This is a genomic window from Mycobacterium bulgaricum (assembly GCF_041287165.2).
Lineage (GTDB): Bacteria > Actinomycetota > Actinomycetes > Mycobacteriales > Mycobacteriaceae > Mycobacterium > Mycobacterium bulgaricum.
Genome location: NZ_JBGGKV020000009.1, coordinates 206,947 through 223,479, shown reverse-complemented (window position 1 = coordinate 223,479; position 16,533 = coordinate 206,947). Strand labels below are relative to the sequence as shown.

Genomic DNA, 16,533 nt, shown 5'->3' with positions numbered 1-16,533 from the left:
AACCGTCGTTACAGTGTGGCATAGCAATTTGTCGATACAGCCAGTAACCACAAGGGCGGTCAGATGGCAGAGGACACCAGGCGGCTGGCGGGAGTCGGCGAGGACGGCCTGCACCTGTACACGTGCCCGCTGTGCGAGGCGATGTGCGGCCTTGAAATCAGCGTCGAAAAAGGCCACGTCGCCGGGATCCGACCCAACAGGGACGACACCTGGAGCCGCGGCCACATCTGCCCCAAGGGCGTATCACTGGGCGAACTACACGAGGATCCCGACCGGATCCGCCGTCCGATGATCAAACTCGACGGCGAATGGCACGAGGTCGACTGGGACACCGCGTTCCGGCGCTGCACCGAACTGCTGCAGCCCGTCATCGCGGAATACGGCATCGGTGCCGTGACCGCCTACACGGGAAACCCACTGGCGCACTCATTTTCGCTGGCCCGCTACACCGGCATCCTCCTCGGCCTGTCCGGAATGCCGGTGACGTACTCCCCCGGCACCGTCGACCAGTGGCCGAAGAACCTCTCCTCCCATCTGATGTACGGCGGCTGGTGGAGCTTTCCCGTTCCCGACATCGAACGCACCGATCTTCTCGTGGTGATGGGCGCCAACCCGGCCGCATCGCAGGGGTCGCTACTCGCCGCGCCCGACGTGATGGGACTGATCGGCGCGATCCGCAAGCGCGGCAAGGTGATCGTGATCGATCCGGTGAAGACGGCGACGGCGGACCGCGCCGACGAATGGTTGCCGATCACGCCGGGTACCGATGCCGCTCTGCTCCTTGCGGTTTCGCACACGCTGTTCGACGAGGGATTGGTGAACCTCGGCACATTGGAGCCACACCTGGACGGCGTGGACGTGTTGCGCGACGTCGTCGCCGACTGGTCACCGGAGCGGGTCGCGGACGCGACGGGTATCGGCGCCGAGCGGATCCGGGCGCTGGCACGTGAGCTCGCAGGGACGCCCCGCGCGGTCCTGTACGGGCGCATCGGCACCTGCAACCAGGAGTTCGGCAGCCTGGCCAGCTGGCTCGTCGATGTCGTGAACATCCTCACCGGCAATTTCGACGTGCCGGGCGGCTCGATGTTCCCCACGCCGGCAGCTTGGACGATCACGCTGCAACCGATCCCCGGCCTCGAAGACGGGGCGCCTGAGTTCGGACGCTATCGCACCCGCGTGCGCGGCGCCAAGGAAGTGCTCGGCCAGGTACCGGTGTCCTGTATGGCCGAAGAGATCGCCACCCCGGGCGAGGGCCAGATCAAGGCACTGATCACCGTCGCGGGCAATCCCGTGCTGTCCACACCCGCCGGGCACAAGCTCGACGAGGCGCTACCGAGCCTGGAGGCGATGATCTCGATCGACTTGTGGCTCAACGAGACAACGCGACATGCCGATGTGATCCTGCCCGGCTGCTCGCCGCTGGAGCAGCCCCACCACGACGACCTGATCCTCAACTTCGCGATCAACAGCATCGCGAACTACTCACCTCCGGTGTTCGCAAAACCTGATCCGGAAGCCCCCGACGAATGGGAGATCCTCATCCGCCTGACCGGGCTGTGCACTGGCACCCCTGCCGAAGACGTCGACGTCGCCGCCATCGACGACGGCTTCTTCGACTACATGTGCTTCACCCAAGGACTCGACGGCGCCGAGATCCGCGCGCAGTACGCCGGAACCGATCTGGCTGCCGGAGGACCCGAGCGCACGCTGGATCTGACATTGCGTACCGGCCCGTTCGGCGACCGCTACGGCCAGAACCCCGGCGCTCTGACTTTGGCGAAGCTCAAAGCAGCACCGAACGGAATCAACTACGGCCCCATGGTCCCGCGGATACCAGAGGTTCTCGGCACTTCGGACGGCAAGATCCGGCTCGCGCCGCAGTACCTGCTCGACGACTTGCCACGGCTTGCACGCCGCATCACACGCGAGCCCGACGATCTGGTGCTCGTGAGTCGAAGGCACCTGCGTTCCAACAACTCTTGGCTGCACAACGTCGGTCCGCTGATGAAAGGCAGAGACCGGTGCACGCTGTTGATGCACCGCGACGATGCAACACGCCGGGGCCTGTCCACCGGCGACCTGGTGGCAGTGAGGTCGGCCGGCGGATGCGTCGAGGTTCCCCTCGAGGTCACCGACGCCATCAAGCCCGGTGTCGTGTCGATGCCACACGGATGGGGGCACGGCAAGCCCGGGACCCGACTCCGCATCGCCAACGGGTCCCCGGGCGTCAACACCAACGTCTTGTCGCCCCCGGACTTCCTTGACGAGCCGTCGGGAAACGGTGCGCTCAACGGGATTCCCGTCGAGGTGGGGCCCGCCGGCTAAACCAGCTTGAGCCGCAGCGCCGCGGCAGTGGCTGGACCGACGATTCCGTCGACCCTCAAACCTGGTGTACGACGCTGGAATTCGCGTACTGCCGCTTCCGTCTCGGGGCCGTAGACTGCGTCGATCTCCAGGTCACCCGCGTAGGCAGCGTACGCATACTTGAGCCGCCGCTGCAGTTCGGCAACCTGAGGCCCTCGCGAGCCTCGGTGGAGCAACACGTCGGTGTATTCGCCGGCGGGCAGGGGCGGTCGCGGCGACGATCCGCCGGGTACGGCGCCGATCCGCTCGGCGATGTCGCGTCTCAGGCGGTCCATGTCGATGGCGCCGGGGTCCCACTTGCCTTGTGCACGCCCCGCGTACTCCTTGTGGCCGATCGTGCGGGTAGCGGGCTGACCGAGTCGGCGACAGATTGCGGCGCAACTGCTCACCAGCGCGGCATATTGCGCATCGGGCCAGTTACGCCGATGCGGCGCCGAGGGATTGGTACCCGAATTGGCACACTCGATGCCGATCGTGTGCCAGTTACCCATGTTGGCGGGCAGCCACGGATACATGCCGACGCCCGCATGCCAGGCCACGCCGGCCGCGACGACCGTCACGGTGCCGCTGCGGGCGATGTGCAGCTGCGACAGTGGCCCCGCAAGGTCCGGGCGGCCGTAGGCGATGGATGCCGCGCTCGCGGTGTCGGAGCCGGTGTGATGTGCCATCACGCCGCGAATGTCTTTGAAGTCGCCGTGGCCGCGGTCTCGCCATCTGGGGAATTCGACGACGTCGAGGCCTTCGGCGCGCAGGATGTCTGCCAGCCAGACAGGGTCGCCGCGCCACCCGCCGGGTTGTGGCATGCGACGACACCTCCTGTTCCGCCCTATCGAAACACGGGTACGACCGAGCCGGCCGCCCGGGTGTCGCCGTCAACAGAACCGGCTGGCGTGTTTGTCCGCCGCCCGGCCGGGTAGCCGCACAGAGTGGCAGAACCTGACGAAATACACAGTGCACCGCTTGTGCGGCGGGAGACCAGCGCGTCCAGAAAGCAGGTATGGGCTGTGATAGCCGACGGCTGGACCTACTCCCAGTGGGTCGTCGGCAACAGCCGGATGCGGGCAGTGGACCCGCGTTGGCCTCAACCGGGCAGCACCATCCACCACTCGATCGGCGTTTGGCCTGCCCTCATCAACGACAGCACCGTCGTCGAATCGTGCACTCCGGAAGACGAACTCGTCCTGATCGCCAACGGGCGCCCATTCGGCAAGGCCCGGATCACGCTGCGGCTGCACGATCGCGAAGGTGGGGGCTGCATCATCGAGATGGCGGAGGTACCTGTGTCCGCACCGATGAAGTGGTTGCCCGATCCGATTGCCCTCGCCGGGGTCTTCCCGCGCAACAAGGAGACCACGTGGCGGCTCGCCGCGATAGCCGAGCGCCGCACCTCAGATGACGTCTGACGTCGCGGAAAGGGTCACCGCCGACGCAGTCGTCATCGGCGCCGGTCACAATGGCCTTGTCGCGGCGGCGCTGCTGGCCGATGCCGGCTGGGACGTGGTGGTGCTGGAAGCTCAAAACCAGGCCGGCGGCGCTGTCAAGAGCGCCGAACTGGTGCCCGGCTACGTCAGCGATCTCTATAGCGCGTTCTATCCGTTGTCCACCGCATCGCCTGCACTGCAATCACTTTCGCTCGAAGACCACGGTCTGCGCTGGGCCCACGCTCCCGCGGTCGTCGGACACGCCCGCTCGGCCGAGGATGACGACGCACCCGTCATCTACCGCGACATCGCCCGCACCGCCGCAGACTTCGACAGACGCCGGCCCGGAGATGGTGACCGCTGGCTCGAGGTGTGCGAATTCTTCCAGCGCATCAAGAAACCTCTGTTGGAGACGCTGTTCGCGCCGTTTCCCCCGGTGCGCGGACCGGCCGGCCTGCTGCGCCGGATCGGTTCCGCTGACGCCCTGCGGCTCGCGCATCTCCTGCTCCTACCCGCAGGAGAACTGGCCCGACACCTGTTCGACGGCGACGCAGCACGCCTGCTGGTGTTGGGCAACGCCATGCACGCCGATGTGCCCGTCGACGCGCCGGGCAGCGGTGTCATGGGCTACCTCATGATGATGCTGGCCCAGGACGGCGGGTTCCCCGTCCCGGTCGGCGGAGCGGGCGAACTGACACAAGCCCTGGTCCGGCGCGCCGGCGCGGCGGGTGCCCGCGTCGAGTGCGGCCGCGAGGTCTCGTCAATCGATGTGAGCGGCCACCGCGCCACCGCTGTTCGCTGCGCCGACGGCAGCATCGTCCGCTGTCGCCGCGCCGTCATCGCCGACACGTCGGCACCCCAGCTCTACCAGCGGCTGCTGCCTTCCGGCGTCTTGCCGCAGCGCCACCGCGATCTCAGTAGGTTCGTATGGGACACCCCGGTGCTCAAGGTGAACTATGCGCTGAATGCTCCGATTCCATGGCGATCGCCGAGTCTTTCCGAGACGGGTACCGTGCATCTCGGCGCCGACCACGACGGTCTGATCCGGTGGATGGCTGACCTCAACACCGGCACCGTGCCGCAGCACCCCTTCCTGCTCTTCGGCCAGATGACGACAGCGGATCCGAGCCGCTCGCCTGCGGGAACCGAAAGCGCTTGGGCTTATACGCATCTGCCGCGGGGTCTCTCCGACGACGCCGCAGCGGAAGAGCTCGCCGCCGCCGTGGACGACGTGTTGGAGCGGCATGCTCCCGGCGTCACCCGTCGCATCGTCGGCAAGGTCATCCAACGCCCCTCGGATCTCGAGCGCAGCGACGCGAATCTGCACGCAGGAGCCGTGAACGGCGGTACCTCCCAACTGTTCCAGCAGTTGATTTTTCGCCCGCTGCCCGGGCAGGGCAGAGCACAGACCCCACTGGACAACGTCTTTCTCGGCAGCGCCGCGGCCTCGCCGGGCGGCGGAGTCCACGGCATTTGCGGACGAAACGCCGCGAGGGCCGCGCTGGCCACCGACGGGCCGACAGGCTGGCCCCGCCGGCGGCTCAATCGAGCCGCCTCCCGGCTATTACTCGGCTGACGCGGCGATCACGGGAGGCCCCGATTGGGTGTCTGATTCGCGACACCGTGACGCAGCGGGCTGGTGGCCTCGGCCGCAGTGGACTCCTGCACAGAGGAGCGGCCCGGGGTCGATTCGACGCCGGGCGCGCGTCGAGGGTCCCCCGCCGAGGGGGTGGCACCGCCGTCGAGTTCACGAGCGCGCGCCTCCAGGATCTCCAGCACGGGGACCCTCGCAGCGTGCCCGGCCTCGTAAGTGAGGACCACTTCGAGTTGTTGTGCGTCGAGTGACCGGATGCGGTGCTGCAGATCCCCGAGCGTCAGCTGGTCGTAATCGGGCAGTGGTAGATTGCCGGACTCTGTCATCGAAGTGCGCCTTCTTCCTTTACTCGACCACGGGGAACAGAGAGTCGCCGTCCTCGGGCGCACCGTCGATCTGCTCGCCACCCTCGCTTGCCGACCCGCCCGGCGGATTCGCGTCGACGGTCACGTCGGGCTCCTCTTCGGCGAGCCGCTGATCGAGTGACTCGCCCTGCCGCTCCTCCTCGGAAGACATGCCGAACTTGTCGGCGCCACTCCAGTCGTCAGGAGGATCGACGACCTCGTCGCCGTCGGCGTTGCGTACTTCGTCGGAATCAGTGGCTTCCATCGGGCTCAGCATGTCGTCGGCTCCACCCAGGTCGTTGGCGGTGGTTCCGCCGGCGTCGTCGGTGCTCACGTCGGTCTCCTCGCTATGCGGTTCACCCGAAACATAGCCGGAGCCGCAGACGCTAAACCCTTACGCATCTGATGTCGCCGACGTGACATGGCGGAGCGACTATCGACGGCCGCGGCGGCGGCGCACCAGCCGTGCCACGACGGCACCGAGGACCAACCACGGTCCTGCGACGAGCACCGGATCCATCCACATGTGCTGAACGTCCGTACGTCCTCTTCCCCACCGCGACCGCCTGCCGCCGCGGGTGATCTCGGCGCGCAGTCCGAGTTCGGCGATCATCCTGTCCGGTCTTCCGGAAAGGGCGGCGAGAATTCGGCTTTCGAGCACGTCTATCCGGTCGCCCAGCAGCAAGATCAGCCAGTGGGCCGCTCTGCCCTCGCTGTATCGATACGCGGCTCTCCGGACAGCACCGGAGAGCCCACGCAGAGGCTGCGCGGTACCGAAAACGGGCGTCAGGAATCGGTGTTCGATGGACTTCTCGCGCGGGGTCGTTTCGGCCTGACGATCCGGGAAATCCCAGTGCGCCCCGGAATCGAGATCATGGCGCAGCTTGGGGACCGACGGCCTGTCCTCGGGGTCAAGATCGGCACCCCACCCGGGGATACGGGCCCGGAGTTCGTCACTGCCGGGAGTCGGTGGATGTGCCGCGGTATATACGGGGACGCTGTCTGCGGGGGTGGCCATGGTTCTCCAGTCCTTATCAGTCGTTGCCGAAGACGATGACCGGCTTGATGCAGTCATCGAGCTTTGAAGAGAACATGTGGTAGCCCTCGGCGATCTCCTCCAACGGAATATGGTGTGTGACAATGTCCCTCGGCGAGAAATAACCTTCTTTGATGTGCGAGAGCAGCCGAGGCCACTGCCGCTTGACCGGGCACTGGTTCGCGTTGATGGTGACGCCCTTGTTCATCGCATCACCGAACTTCACGGCGCTGAACATCGGGCCGTAGGCGCCCATCACCGACACGGTTCCGCCTTTGCGGACGGAGTCGATCGCCCAGTTGAGCGCTATCGGCGAACCGCCTTGCAGCTTCAGCTTGGCCGAGGTGACGTGCATCAGCAGGTTGCCGTCCGCCTCGGCCCCGACGGCGTCGATCACGACGTCCGCACCGAGATAGCCGGTCGCCTTCTTCATCTCGACGACAATGTCGCCGTATTCGCTGAAATTGAAGGTTTCGGCGTGAGCGAATGTCGCCGCCTTCTGGAGTCGGAAGTCCAGATGGTCGACGACAAGCACTCGACCGGCACCCATGAGCCACGCGGATTTTGCCGCGAACAGGCCGACGGGGCCGGCGCCGAACACGATCACGGTGTCGCCTTCGGCGATGTTGCCAAGTTGGGCACCGAAGTACCCCGTCGGCAGTGCGTCGGTGAGCATCACGGCATCGTCATCGTCGAGCCAGTCGGGAATAGGCACCGGGCCCACATCCGCGAACGGCACGCGAACGAACTCCGCTTGGCCACCGTCGTACCCGCCGCATGTGTGCGAGTAACCGTAGATGCCCCCGACCGCGGTCGCGTTCGGGTTCACATTGTGACAGTTGGAATACAGGCCACGGGAACAGAAGTAGCACGACCCGCAGAAGATGTTGAAAGGCACCATCACTCGATCTCCCGGCGCGATGTTCTCGACGGAGGGACCGATCTCGTGCACCACGCCGATGAACTCGTGGCCGAACGTGTGCCCGACCCTGGTGTCAGGCATCAGTCCGTGGTACAGATGCAGATCCGACCCGCAGATCGCCGCCCGCTGAACCCGGACAATCGCATCGTTGGGGTGTTCGATTCGCGGAAAGTTCTTCTCTTCCAGCCGGATTCGATAAGGGCCCCGGTAGGCCATCGCTTTCATGCTTGTTTGTCCTTTTTCGCTGCCGGAGGAGGGTGGGACGGGGCGCCGCGCAGACCGTTGACGACGCCCCGCCCCGGCAGGGTTGACCTGTGCCGACCCCTATGTCTTGTCGGGATCGACCGCATCTTTGAGCTTGCCCATCAGCCCTTTCTCGGTACCGAATGCCGGCGTTCGCGGCTCCCCCATTCCGCCGTCATAGGTGCAGTAGAGTTTCGGATCCGGAGGCGGACCGGACTGCCGGTCGCCGAGCGGCTGGGGGTCGGCGAGGAAGCGGCCGGTGTGGCGCCCGTCGGGTAGCGGGCCGATCCAGCGCCCCTTGTCGGAATCCGCGCCGTCGGACAGGTGCCAGAGCGTGCTGGCGTGCTCCTCGAATTCTTCGTCGAAGAGATCGTTCGGCGCCACCACGCCCTCGACACCGTCTGCCTGCAGTTCTTCGATGGCTGCCAACCACATGTTCTGGTGATAGGTGTCGCGTGCGAGGTTGAACTTCAGCATCGCCTTCACACCCGGATCGTCGGTCATGTGCCACAGACGTGCGGTCTGCACACGACCTTGCGCCTCGGCGGCGACGTTGGCGTGGAAGTCGGCCAGCAGATTTCCCGAGGCGACAATGTATTTGCCGCTCCACGGGGATCCCTGGCTGTCCGAAAGTGTGGGAGCCCCGCCGGAGATGATGGCCTGCTGGGGGTCCATGCCGCCCATCACTGCGGCGACCACAGGGTCTCCGAGGGCATTCTCGGTGGAATCGGTTGCCGGCGCGCTCTCGAGCAGACGCGCGCACATCGTGGCGATCATCTCCACGTGCCCGATCTCCTCGGTCGCGATATCCATGATCAGGTCTTTGTATTTGCCTTTCATGCGACAGTTCCAGCCCTGCATCAAGTACTGCATGGTGACTGTCATCTCGCCGAATGCGCCCCCCAACAATTCCTGAAGTTTGCGGGCGTACACCGGATCTGGCTTCTCGGGCTTGACATCGAACTGCATGTAGTCGGTATGACGAAACATAGGTTCTCCAGAACGCGCTTTGACAATTGGGAAGCGGTCGACGCTGCGGCAATGACTCAACCGGAGGCTCGAGCGAGATACCCCTGTCGTGGGCGATAAACCTGATTCGAGTACGCAATTTATCGCCGCCGCCGGCTCGCGTTTGATGAGGTGCTCCACGGGTATCGCCGCGCAATGCCGACCACCTTGCCTGCAGCACGAGTCGCCTCCCCCACGGTCGCGCCCCTGACATCGCTGCTCCACGAAGTCACACACCATTGCGCCGCGCTGCTGCCCATGGCGACCGGTTGCGCCCTCAGCCTGCTGACCACTGACGGCCGTCGCATCACGTCTGTGGCGACCAACCGGACCGGGGAAGAGCTCAGTTCGCTCTGCGAACGGATGCCCGAGAATCCATGCTCGTCAGCATGGCGAGACAGTGGTGTTGTCGTGGCGCAGACACTGGCCGGCTCCGCCCAGTGGTCGGCCTGGCTTGCACACGCGCGCAGCCTCGGCATCCAGACTGTACTCACGTCGGCGCTCCATGCGGGCGAGCGCCGGATCGGAACCGTCAGCGTGTTCTCATCGGACCCGACTGCCTTCAGCTCGACGGATGCGGGTGTGTTCGCTGAATCCGCTGCGCGCGTGGCACATCGCATCGATGCGTGTCAGCGATTCCTCTCGCGTCCCGCCATAGCGGTGTGAGTCAGCTGCGGAAGGCAGGGCCAGAAGTACGCGACCGCCTTCGTGCCCGAAGGCCACGAAAGCCGCTGCACGAGTGAAAAGTCCACACATTTAGAGCGACCCGGCGACCAGCTCGATGAGACCGGCCCGGCACTGTCGCCGCGGTACGACGAGATACCGTCTCTGCATCACGTCGGCGAGGACGCCTACCTGACAGAAGAGACGAGGTGTGCGGTGCATCCATTCAGAGAGGCCGTCGAAGCGCGCGACGAGGCTGCGATCGAAGCGCTGCTGGCCGACAACGTCGTATTCACCAGCCCGGTGGCGTTCAAGCCGTACCCGGGCAAGGCGATCACCGCGGCGATCCTGCGCGGCGTCATGCGCGTTTTCGAGAATTTCCGCTACGTGCGCGAGATCGCCGACACCAACGGGCGCGACCATGCGCTGATGTTCGAGGCCACGGTAGACGGCAAGAAAATCACCGGTTGCGACTTTCTGCACCTCGACGACAACGGTCTGATCGACGACTTCATCGTGATGGTGCGGCCGCTGTCGGCAGCCACCGCGTTGGCCGACGCGATGGGCGCACAGTTCGAGCGCATTCAGCGAGAGGCAACCGAACGCGGCTGAGCCTGCGCGGGCGGCGGCGCAATGATGCTCGGTCGTGAAACGATTGTGCCGATGTTGCCCTCGGATAACCACGTCCACTCTCGATGGTCTTGGGATACCGCCCAAACCTCCACAATGGAGCTCGAGTGCCGGTCGGCGATCGAGCGAGGCATACCCGCGGTCGCCTTCACTGAGCACGTCGATTTCACCCAGTGGGCTGCGGGTGACAGGCCCGACTCTCTGAAAGTCGGCGAGCGACCGGGTGTCGCGCCCCTCGACATCGCCGGCTACTCCGCGGACATATCGCGCTGCCGGGACATGTTCCCGCAGCTGCGAATCCTCTCGGGCATCGAGGCAGGCGAACCGCACTACTTTCCGGCCAGCGTCGCGGGCGTGCTCGACGCGGGCCGTTTCGAGCGAGTGCTCGGCAGCCTCCACGCAATTCCGTTGCAGGGAAAGCTGGAATGGGTCAATGCCGAGCTGTTCGAGCTCATCGATCCGTTCGAGTTGATGGATCGGTACTTCACCGACATGGTGACCCTGGTGGAGGGTTGCGACCTGTTCACCGTGCTTGCGCATTGCGATTATCCGCGAAGGTATTGGCCGCACGATCGAGCCGGCGCCTATCACGAAGCACACTTCGAAGAGCACTACCGCACGGTCTTTCGCGGTCTCGCCGGCTCGGGGCGTGCGCTGGAGATCAACACGCGATCACCGCTCGCCTCCGTCGAACTGATCCGGTGGTGGTGGGAGGAGGGCGGGGATGCGGTGTCCTACGGCAGCGACGCGCATGCGCCGGCGCGGGTGGGAGACGCTTTCGACGTGGCAGTCGACATCGTCGAGGCTGCGGGATTCCGCCCAGGGCGAGACCGCTACGATTTCTGGCGACGCTGATCGGGCGAAAACCCAGCCCACCGGCTAGGGTTTTTCGTCTTGGGGCAGTAGGTGGCGTTCGGGGTTCTCGTAGCCCACGGACCCTCAGGAGCGAATGAACTCCAGCAGGTCCGCGTTGATCACATCGGCATGCGTGGTGGGCATGCCGTGGGGAAAGCCGTTGTACATCTTGAGAATTCCGTTCGGCAGCAACTCGGCCGACAGCGGGCCGGCGTCGGCGTAGGGCACGATCTGGTCGTCGTCGCCGTGCATCACCAAGACCGGAATGTGTATCTTTTTGAGGTCCTCGGTGAAATCGGTCTGCGAGAACGCCACGATTCCGTCGTAGTGCGCCTTGGCGCCGCCTTGCATCCCCTGCCGCCACCAGTTGGCGATGATGCCCTCGACGGGTTCGACGCCGTCTCGGTTAAATCCGTAGAACGGGCCCTCGGGCACCGCGCGGTAGAAACCCGCGCGATTGGTCGCGACCTGCAGCTGGAAATCGTCGAACACAGATTTCGGCAGACCCCCCGGATTTGCCTCGGTCTGCACCATCAGCGGCGGCACCGCCGCGATGATCGCCGCCTTCGATGCCCGACTCTCGCCGTGGCGCGCGAGGTAACGCACCACCTCGCCGCCACCCGTGGAATGCCCGACGTGGACGGCGTCGTGGAGATCGAGGTGCTCGACGACGGCCGAGAGATCGTCGGCGTAGTGGTCCATGTCGTGACCGTCGGCTCCCTGACTGGATCGCCCGTGTCCGCGACGATCGTGTGCGATGACCCGGAACCCTTCCCCGAGAAAGAACATCATCTGCGCGTCCCAGTCATCGCCGGACAACGGCCAGCCGTGGCTGAAGACGATCGGCTGCCCCGATCCCCAATCCTTGTAGAAGATTTCGACGCCGTCGCCGGTGGTGATCGTGGGCATACGGCGACAGTACGCCTGAACTGCAAAGGAGGGGTACCTTCGCAACCACGGTCATCGAAACAGAAGGGAACAATGTGGCGGCGGCGCAACCCCTCACGGTGATGTTCTGGCCGGAGTCGGCCTATGGACCGACCAATCAGTGCATTGGATTGGCCTCGATCCTGCGCGAGCGCGGACACTCGATCGTCTTCGCGGCTGAGAGTTCGTGGGCGGGCAAGCTCTCCGCGCTCGGCTTCATCGAAGAACTCGTCGACCTCGCCGAGCCCGCCGAGGGCGCCCAGGACGAGGACCCCGGAAAGTTCTGGACCGACTTCATCGCCGAGACCTCACCTGAGTTCCGGAAGCCGACGATCGATCAGCTGGCCACCTTCATCCAGCCGACATATCAAGCACTGATCGACGGAGCGAAGTACTGCGAACCTCGCCTGCGGGAGATCATCTCGACGCACCGCCCCGACGTCATCGTCGAAGACAACGTCGTGCTCTTCCCCGCGCTCGCGACCGCGGACGCCCCGTTCGTGCGTATCGTGTCCTGCAGTCCTCTGGAGATCCTCGGACCCGATGTGCCGCCGCCCTTCTCGGGATTGCCCAGTGCCGATCGCAGCGAGTGGGACGCATACCGGGCCGAATTCGAGCGAACCCACCGCGCGATGTGGGCCGACTTCAACGGCTGGGTTCAGGCACAGGGGGCCGACGCACTCCCCGATCTCGAGTTCATGCCACGCGCCACGGCGGCAAACCTCTACGTCTACCCCGCCGAGGCGGACTATCGCGAGGCGCGGCCACTCGATGAGAGCTGGACGCGGATGGACTCGAGCGTCCGCGAGAACGACGAAGAATACGTCGTGCCGGACGAAGTCGCCGACCGTCCCGAAGACAGCGCACTGATCTACCTGTCTCTCGGCTCCCTCGGCGGTGCGGACGTCGCGCTCATGCAGCGGCTCGTCGATGTTCTCGGCACCACGCGTCATCGGTTCATCGTGAGCAAGGGACCGCAGGCCGACCGAATCACCCTGGCCGACAACATGGTCGGCGAACAGATGCTGCCGCAGACCAAGGTGATCCCTCAGGTAGACCTGGTCATCTCACACGGTGGCAACAACACGGTGACCGAGACGCTGCATTTCGGTAAGCCGCTGATCATTCTGCCGTTGTTCTGGGATCAGTACGAGAACGCCCAACGCATCGACGAACTCGGATACGGCGTCCGACTCGACACCTACGCGTCCACCGACGCCGACCTGACCGGTGCAGTCGAACAGCTGCTGGCCGACAGCGACCTGCGGCGCCGGCTCTCCACAATCGGTGAGGCGGTACGAGCCCGCGACGGGCTGCGGGTGGGCGCCGACGTGATCGAACGGGTCGGGCTGGCACACCGGACGTCACTTGCCTGAGGTCGTCGACACGCTCGATCTCGGTGACGGTTACCGGCTGTCGATCACGGGCGAAGGCACCACGCTTTCCGCACTACCGATGGTCCGCGACGGCGTCGGATGGCACCGCGCGGAGCCAGGTGACGGCACCGCCGAGGCAGTCCTGGATCTGCTTGCCGGGCAGCCCGGTTCACAGACACGAGGGAATTTCACGGTGCGTTCGTGGTCCGCACAGAGGGCCGTCAGCGAGCGGGCGATGGGGGTCGACCAGACCAACGAGTCGGTGATCGTCGGCGACAAAGCTGTCGTGAAATGGGCGACTCATCTGCAGGAAGGGCCGCACCCCGCACCCGTACGCGTTGCCGCCCTGCGCGACGCGGGCTTCACCGGCATGCCCGCACCTTGGGGTTTGGTCACCTGGCACCCGTCCGGCCGTGCCGAGACGCTCGCCGTCTCTGTCGACGAGTACCTCCCAGGAGCGGTCGACGGGTGGACCTGGGCAGTGGAGCTGGTGACCTCGGCGGCATCCTGCGGCGCGATCGAACCGATCACCACCGCGGCCGCCGATGTCGGCGCCTTGATCGCGCAACTGCATGCGGCGCTGGCCCCGACAGAATCCGTAGCGTCAGCAGACGATGCGCGCCGGTGGCACCGGGACGCACTCGATCTCCTCGAAAGGGCGTGCGCTCTCTCGGAGTCGACCAGCGGCCAGGTCCTGCAAGCCCATCGTCACGAGGTGTTGGCGGAGCTCGACTGCCTCCAAGGTATGTCCGGCGTGTCAGCGATCGAGGGTCATGGTGATCTCCATGTCGGGCAGGTGCTACTCAGTGGCGGGCGGTTCGTCGTCACCGATTTCGACGGCAATCCGGTACTTCCCGCGTCGCAGCGAGGCCTACCGATCCCTACCGTCGTCGACGTCGCCGGAATGGCGCAGTCATTGGCACACGTGGCCATTGTGGCGGCCAAGTACACCGTTCTGGAGCCGAGTGCGTTGGCCGCAGTCGACGCAGCCGCACGCGACTCCTTTCTGGATGCATACGTGCACCAGCTCGACACCCTCGGTCACGCACGTCTGTACGACCCCCGCCCGCTGCGCGCGTTGCGGCTTCAGCAGGTGATGCGCGAAATGGTATATGCGGCAGAACATCTGCCCCGATGGATGTATGTTCCCGACGCCGCCCTGCCCGCGCTCTTCGAGGAAGGCACCGACAGATGAAACCCGATGCATTCTTGGAGGATCTGCGCCGCAAGCCGGAAGTGCTGGAACGGCTGGCACGCACGCTGGCAGCACGAAACCCGTGGTCTGAGGTCGTGCAGTCCGGCCCCGCGCGTGTGGTCCTTCTCGGCATGGGTTCCTCGGCGTACGCCGCGAACATCGCGGCGGCCAGGATGCGTTCGCACGGCCTGATGGCGACTTCCGAGCTTGCCTCGTCTCGTCTGCTTCCCGGCTGGGGCGCAGGGACTCTGGTGGTCGCCACGTCGGCCAGCGGCACTTCGGTGGAGACCCTCGACGCGCTGTCCCGGCTGCCCGCCGGCGTCGCCACCGTTGCGCTGACCAATACGGCCGATTCGACGATCACGACACGCGCCGACTCACTCGTCACACTGGACGCAGAAGCCGAGGTCGGCGGCGTTGCATGTCGCAGCTACCAGCACACGCTGGCGCTGCTGCTCGCCCTGGAGTGCCATCTGACCGGCGCAAGCACGGACAGCGTGGTTGCTACCGTCAGCGCCGCCGCCGAAGCGTCCGCGCACCTGCTCGACCGTGAATCCGACTGGTGCCCCGACATTTCCGAACTTCTTCTCGGACCATCCGGCACCCACCTGGCGGCACCCGCGCACCGGCTGTGCTCAGCGCACCAAGGTGCGCTGATGCTGCGCGAAGGCCCGCGCCGTCCGGCGGTCGGCTGCGAGACCGGCGATTGGAGCCATGTCGACGTCTATCTCACGAAGACGACCGACTACCGATTGCTGGTGTTCGCCGGATCGCCGTGGGAATCGCAGATGGCTGAATGGACCGAGGCGCGTGGAAGCACCGTCGTCGCCGTCGGTGGTGACGTACCGGGTGCGGGATACACCCTGCGGTATCCCCACGACTCGGACGACGACGTCGCGCTGCTCACGGAGGTTCTGGTACCGGAACTCATCGCAGCCCGGGCTTGGCTCACCGCTGCGTCAGAGGTCTGAGAACGTCGGCTGCTTCGTTCTGGTAGGCGTGCTCGGCCCAGCCCAGCGGGGTCGCGTCGAACCTTGCGTCGGTGATCGTCGGATCAGCCCCGGCATCGAGCAGGCGGCCGATCAGCTCCACGTCGCCGTCCCACGCAGCATGATGTAGCGCGGTCGCGCCGGTGTCGTCGCGTGCGTCGGGATCATCGGGCAGTTGCGCGACGATCAGCGCAGCTCCCGTCGTGTCGATGCCATGGCGGGACAACAGCGCGAGCCGCTCGGCGAATCCGTGGTCGGCGGCCCAGCGAATCTGCCGCTGCCACATCTGCGCTCTGGTTTCCATCGACTCCCTCAGCCTGTGTTCCCACGGGCTGGGACCGGCGTCGGCCAGACCATGCGCGAAGAGCAACTCCAGATGAGAGTCGTCGCGACGGAACATGCGGTTGTAGAGCGTCTGGTGATCGACGGGATGAGCACCCCGCTCCAGGAGAAGGGTGGCCAGGTCGGTGGCGAAAGGATGGCGGGGCTGACGACGCGGCCCCTGCTCACCTTCGCCGAATACGCCGGTGAGCGCGGTGAACGGGGTGGGCAAGCCTCGCCACAGATAGCCCGCGTTCGCATCGGCGCCGGCGTCGAGCAGCAGAGTCGCCGCGGCGAGCGTCTGCTCGCGGGATGCGTGCGCACTGCGCCCGTAGCAGAGGTACATCAGCGGCTCCCACCGGAATGGTCCACCTTTCTCCGTCACCCGGGCACCTCGACTGAGTTGGCGTGCCAACGCATTCGGGTCGGCCGCCGTGGCAGCAGCCCAGAGGTGGCCGTCGACCAGTTCAGGCGCGCCGGCCAGCAGGGTTCGCGCGGCCGCCCACCGCGGCTGCGCGTCGGTGTCGGTGTAGCGGAGCACGGACAGGGCGCAGTATCGGTCCGCACCCGACAAGGTTTCTTCATCGACGCGGGCGGGGTCGACGCTGAGGTCCGAATCGTCGGGCGAGCTGTCGGCCATGCCGG

Annotated in this window: 16 protein-coding genes and 1 pseudogene; 9 read left to right on the top strand and 8 right to left on the bottom strand. The window is 65.8% G+C overall.

What is annotated here, in order from left to right:
• Positions 1-63: 63 nt before the first annotated feature.
• Positions 64-2,325, top strand: a complete 2,262-nt coding sequence (locus tag ACAG24_RS22500; RefSeq protein ID WP_370474462.1) for a molybdopterin-dependent oxidoreductase — start codon at positions 64-66, stop codon at positions 2,323-2,325.
• Here ACAG24_RS22500 and ACAG24_RS22495 read toward each other — a convergent pair.
• Positions 2,322-3,167, bottom strand: a complete 846-nt coding sequence (locus tag ACAG24_RS22495; RefSeq protein ID WP_370474463.1) for a peptidoglycan recognition protein family protein — start codon at positions 3,165-3,167, stop codon at positions 2,322-2,324. The two genes, ACAG24_RS22500 and ACAG24_RS22495, sit on opposite strands and share 4 nt — an antisense overlap.
• A gap of 123 nt (positions 3,168-3,290) precedes the next feature.
• Between ACAG24_RS22495 and ACAG24_RS22490 the strand changes: the two genes are divergently transcribed.
• Positions 3,291-3,767 (top strand): SRPBCC family protein, encoded by a 477-nt coding sequence (locus tag ACAG24_RS22490; protein WP_370474464.1) that lies wholly within the window; start codon positions 3,291-3,293, stop codon positions 3,765-3,767.
• Positions 3,757-5,361, top strand: a complete 1,605-nt coding sequence (locus ACAG24_RS22485; protein ID WP_370474465.1) for a phytoene desaturase family protein — start codon at positions 3,757-3,759, stop codon at positions 5,359-5,361. Before ACAG24_RS22490 ends, ACAG24_RS22485 begins: the two co-directional genes overlap by 11 nt.
• Positions 5,362-5,369: 8 nt before the next feature.
• Here ACAG24_RS22485 and ACAG24_RS22480 read toward each other — a convergent pair whose 3' ends face one another.
• The 5 genes from ACAG24_RS22480 to ACAG24_RS22460 all read right to left on the bottom strand — a co-directional run bounded on the left by ACAG24_RS22480 (position 5,370) and on the right by ACAG24_RS22460 (position 8,914).
• Positions 5,370-5,705 (bottom strand): DUF8129 domain-containing protein, encoded by a 336-nt coding sequence (locus tag ACAG24_RS22480; RefSeq protein ID WP_370474466.1) that lies wholly within the window; start codon positions 5,703-5,705, stop codon positions 5,370-5,372.
• A gap of 19 nt (positions 5,706-5,724) precedes the next feature.
• Positions 5,725-6,000 carry a hypothetical protein gene (locus ACAG24_RS22475; RefSeq protein WP_370474605.1) on the bottom strand — a complete coding sequence of 92 codons (276 nt, stop codon included), beginning with the start codon at positions 5,998-6,000 and terminating at the stop codon, positions 5,725-5,727.
• 156 nt (positions 6,001-6,156) lie between these two features.
• Entirely contained in the window at positions 6,157-6,741 is a 585-nt protein-coding gene (locus ACAG24_RS22470) for a hypothetical protein (RefSeq protein ID WP_370474467.1), read from the bottom strand.
• A gap of 16 nt (positions 6,742-6,757) precedes the next feature.
• On the bottom strand, positions 6,758-7,906 hold the full coding sequence (locus tag ACAG24_RS22465; protein WP_370474468.1) for a zinc-dependent alcohol dehydrogenase: 1,149 nt from the start codon (positions 7,904-7,906) through the stop codon (positions 6,758-6,760).
• A gap of 99 nt (positions 7,907-8,005) precedes the next feature.
• Complete coding sequence (locus tag ACAG24_RS22460) at positions 8,006-8,914, bottom strand: manganese catalase (protein WP_370474606.1); 909 nt, start codon at positions 8,912-8,914, stop codon at positions 8,006-8,008.
• 174 nt (positions 8,915-9,088) lie between these two features.
• Here ACAG24_RS22460 and ACAG24_RS22455 point away from each other — a divergent pair, with 174 nt between their 5' ends.
• From ACAG24_RS22455 to ACAG24_RS22445, 3 genes are all read left to right on the top strand, one after another.
• A complete protein-coding gene (locus ACAG24_RS22455; RefSeq protein WP_370474469.1) occupies positions 9,089-9,598 on the top strand; it encodes a GAF domain-containing protein in 510 nt (169 codons plus the stop codon).
• Positions 9,599-9,811: 213 nt separating this feature from the next.
• Complete coding sequence (locus ACAG24_RS22450; protein WP_370474470.1) at positions 9,812-10,207, top strand: nuclear transport factor 2 family protein; 396 nt, start codon at positions 9,812-9,814, stop codon at positions 10,205-10,207.
• A gap of 21 nt (positions 10,208-10,228) precedes the next feature.
• Positions 10,229-11,080 carry a PHP domain-containing protein gene (locus ACAG24_RS22445; RefSeq protein WP_374150794.1) on the top strand — a complete coding sequence of 284 codons (852 nt, stop codon included), beginning with the start codon at positions 10,229-10,231 and terminating at the stop codon, positions 11,078-11,080.
• An 84-nt stretch (positions 11,081-11,164) separates the two neighbouring features.
• Here the strand turns inward: ACAG24_RS22445 and ACAG24_RS22440 are convergent, their stop codons facing one another.
• Entirely contained in the window at positions 11,165-11,989 is an 825-nt protein-coding gene (locus ACAG24_RS22440) for an alpha/beta fold hydrolase (RefSeq protein WP_370474472.1), read from the bottom strand.
• A 74-nt stretch (positions 11,990-12,063) separates the two neighbouring features.
• Between ACAG24_RS22440 and ACAG24_RS22435 the strand changes: the two genes are divergently transcribed.
• Genes ACAG24_RS22435 through ACAG24_RS22425 form a run of 3 tightly spaced genes read left to right on the top strand, consistent with a single transcriptional unit; the run spans position 12,064 to position 15,549 of the window.
• Entirely contained in the window at positions 12,064-13,383 is a 1,320-nt protein-coding gene (locus ACAG24_RS22435) for a glycosyltransferase (protein ID WP_370474473.1), read from the top strand.
• Positions 13,376-14,578 (top strand): glucosamine kinase, encoded by a 1,203-nt coding sequence (locus ACAG24_RS22430; protein ID WP_370474474.1) that lies wholly within the window; start codon positions 13,376-13,378, stop codon positions 14,576-14,578. The genes ACAG24_RS22435 and ACAG24_RS22430 overlap by 8 nt, the downstream gene beginning before the upstream one ends.
• Entirely contained in the window at positions 14,575-15,549 is a 975-nt protein-coding gene (locus ACAG24_RS22425; RefSeq protein ID WP_370474475.1) for an SIS domain-containing protein, read from the top strand. The genes ACAG24_RS22430 and ACAG24_RS22425 overlap by 4 nt, the downstream gene beginning before the upstream one ends.
• Here ACAG24_RS22425 and ACAG24_RS22420 read toward each other — a convergent pair.
• Positions 15,527-16,501: pseudogene (locus tag ACAG24_RS22420) on the bottom strand (ankyrin repeat domain-containing protein); the annotation flags it as partial. The gene ACAG24_RS22425 and the pseudogene ACAG24_RS22420 sit on opposite strands and share 23 nt — an antisense overlap.
• Between the last annotated feature and the right edge of the window lie 32 nt (positions 16,502-16,533).

Bases quoted from the DNA above. Each gene is read 5' to 3' on its own strand.
- ACAG24_RS22495 (WP_370474463.1), bottom strand. From the start codon at position 3,167: ATGCCACAACCCGGCGGGTGGCGCGGCGACCCTGTCTGGCTGGCAGAC.
- ACAG24_RS22480 (WP_370474466.1), bottom strand. From the start codon at position 5,705: ATGACAGAGTCCGGCAATCTACCACTGCCCGATTACGACCAGCTGACG.
- ACAG24_RS22465 (WP_370474468.1), bottom strand. From the start codon at position 7,906: ATGAAAGCGATGGCCTACCGGGGCCCTTATCGAATCCGGCTGGAAGAG.
- ACAG24_RS22440 (WP_370474472.1), bottom strand. From the start codon at position 11,989: ATGCCCACGATCACCACCGGCGACGGCGTCGAAATCTTCTACAAGGAT.
- ACAG24_RS22445 (WP_374150794.1), top strand. From the start codon at position 10,229: ATGATGCTCGGTCGTGAAACGATTGTGCCGATGTTGCCCTCGGATAAC.
- ACAG24_RS22500 (WP_370474462.1), top strand. From the start codon at position 64: ATGGCAGAGGACACCAGGCGGCTGGCGGGAGTCGGCGAGGACGGCCTG.
- ACAG24_RS22460 (WP_370474606.1), bottom strand. From the start codon at position 8,914: ATGTTTCGTCATACCGACTACATGCAGTTCGATGTCAAGCCCGAGAAG.
- ACAG24_RS22485 (WP_370474465.1), top strand. From the start codon at position 3,757: ATGACGTCTGACGTCGCGGAAAGGGTCACCGCCGACGCAGTCGTCATC.
- ACAG24_RS22475 (WP_370474605.1), bottom strand. From the start codon at position 6,000: ATGCTGAGCCCGATGGAAGCCACTGATTCCGACGAAGTACGCAACGCC.
- ACAG24_RS22425 (WP_370474475.1), top strand. From the start codon at position 14,575: ATGAAACCCGATGCATTCTTGGAGGATCTGCGCCGCAAGCCGGAAGTG.
- ACAG24_RS22455 (WP_370474469.1), top strand. From the start codon at position 9,089: ATGCCGACCACCTTGCCTGCAGCACGAGTCGCCTCCCCCACGGTCGCG.
- ACAG24_RS22470 (WP_370474467.1), bottom strand. From the start codon at position 6,741: ATGGCCACCCCCGCAGACAGCGTCCCCGTATATACCGCGGCACATCCA.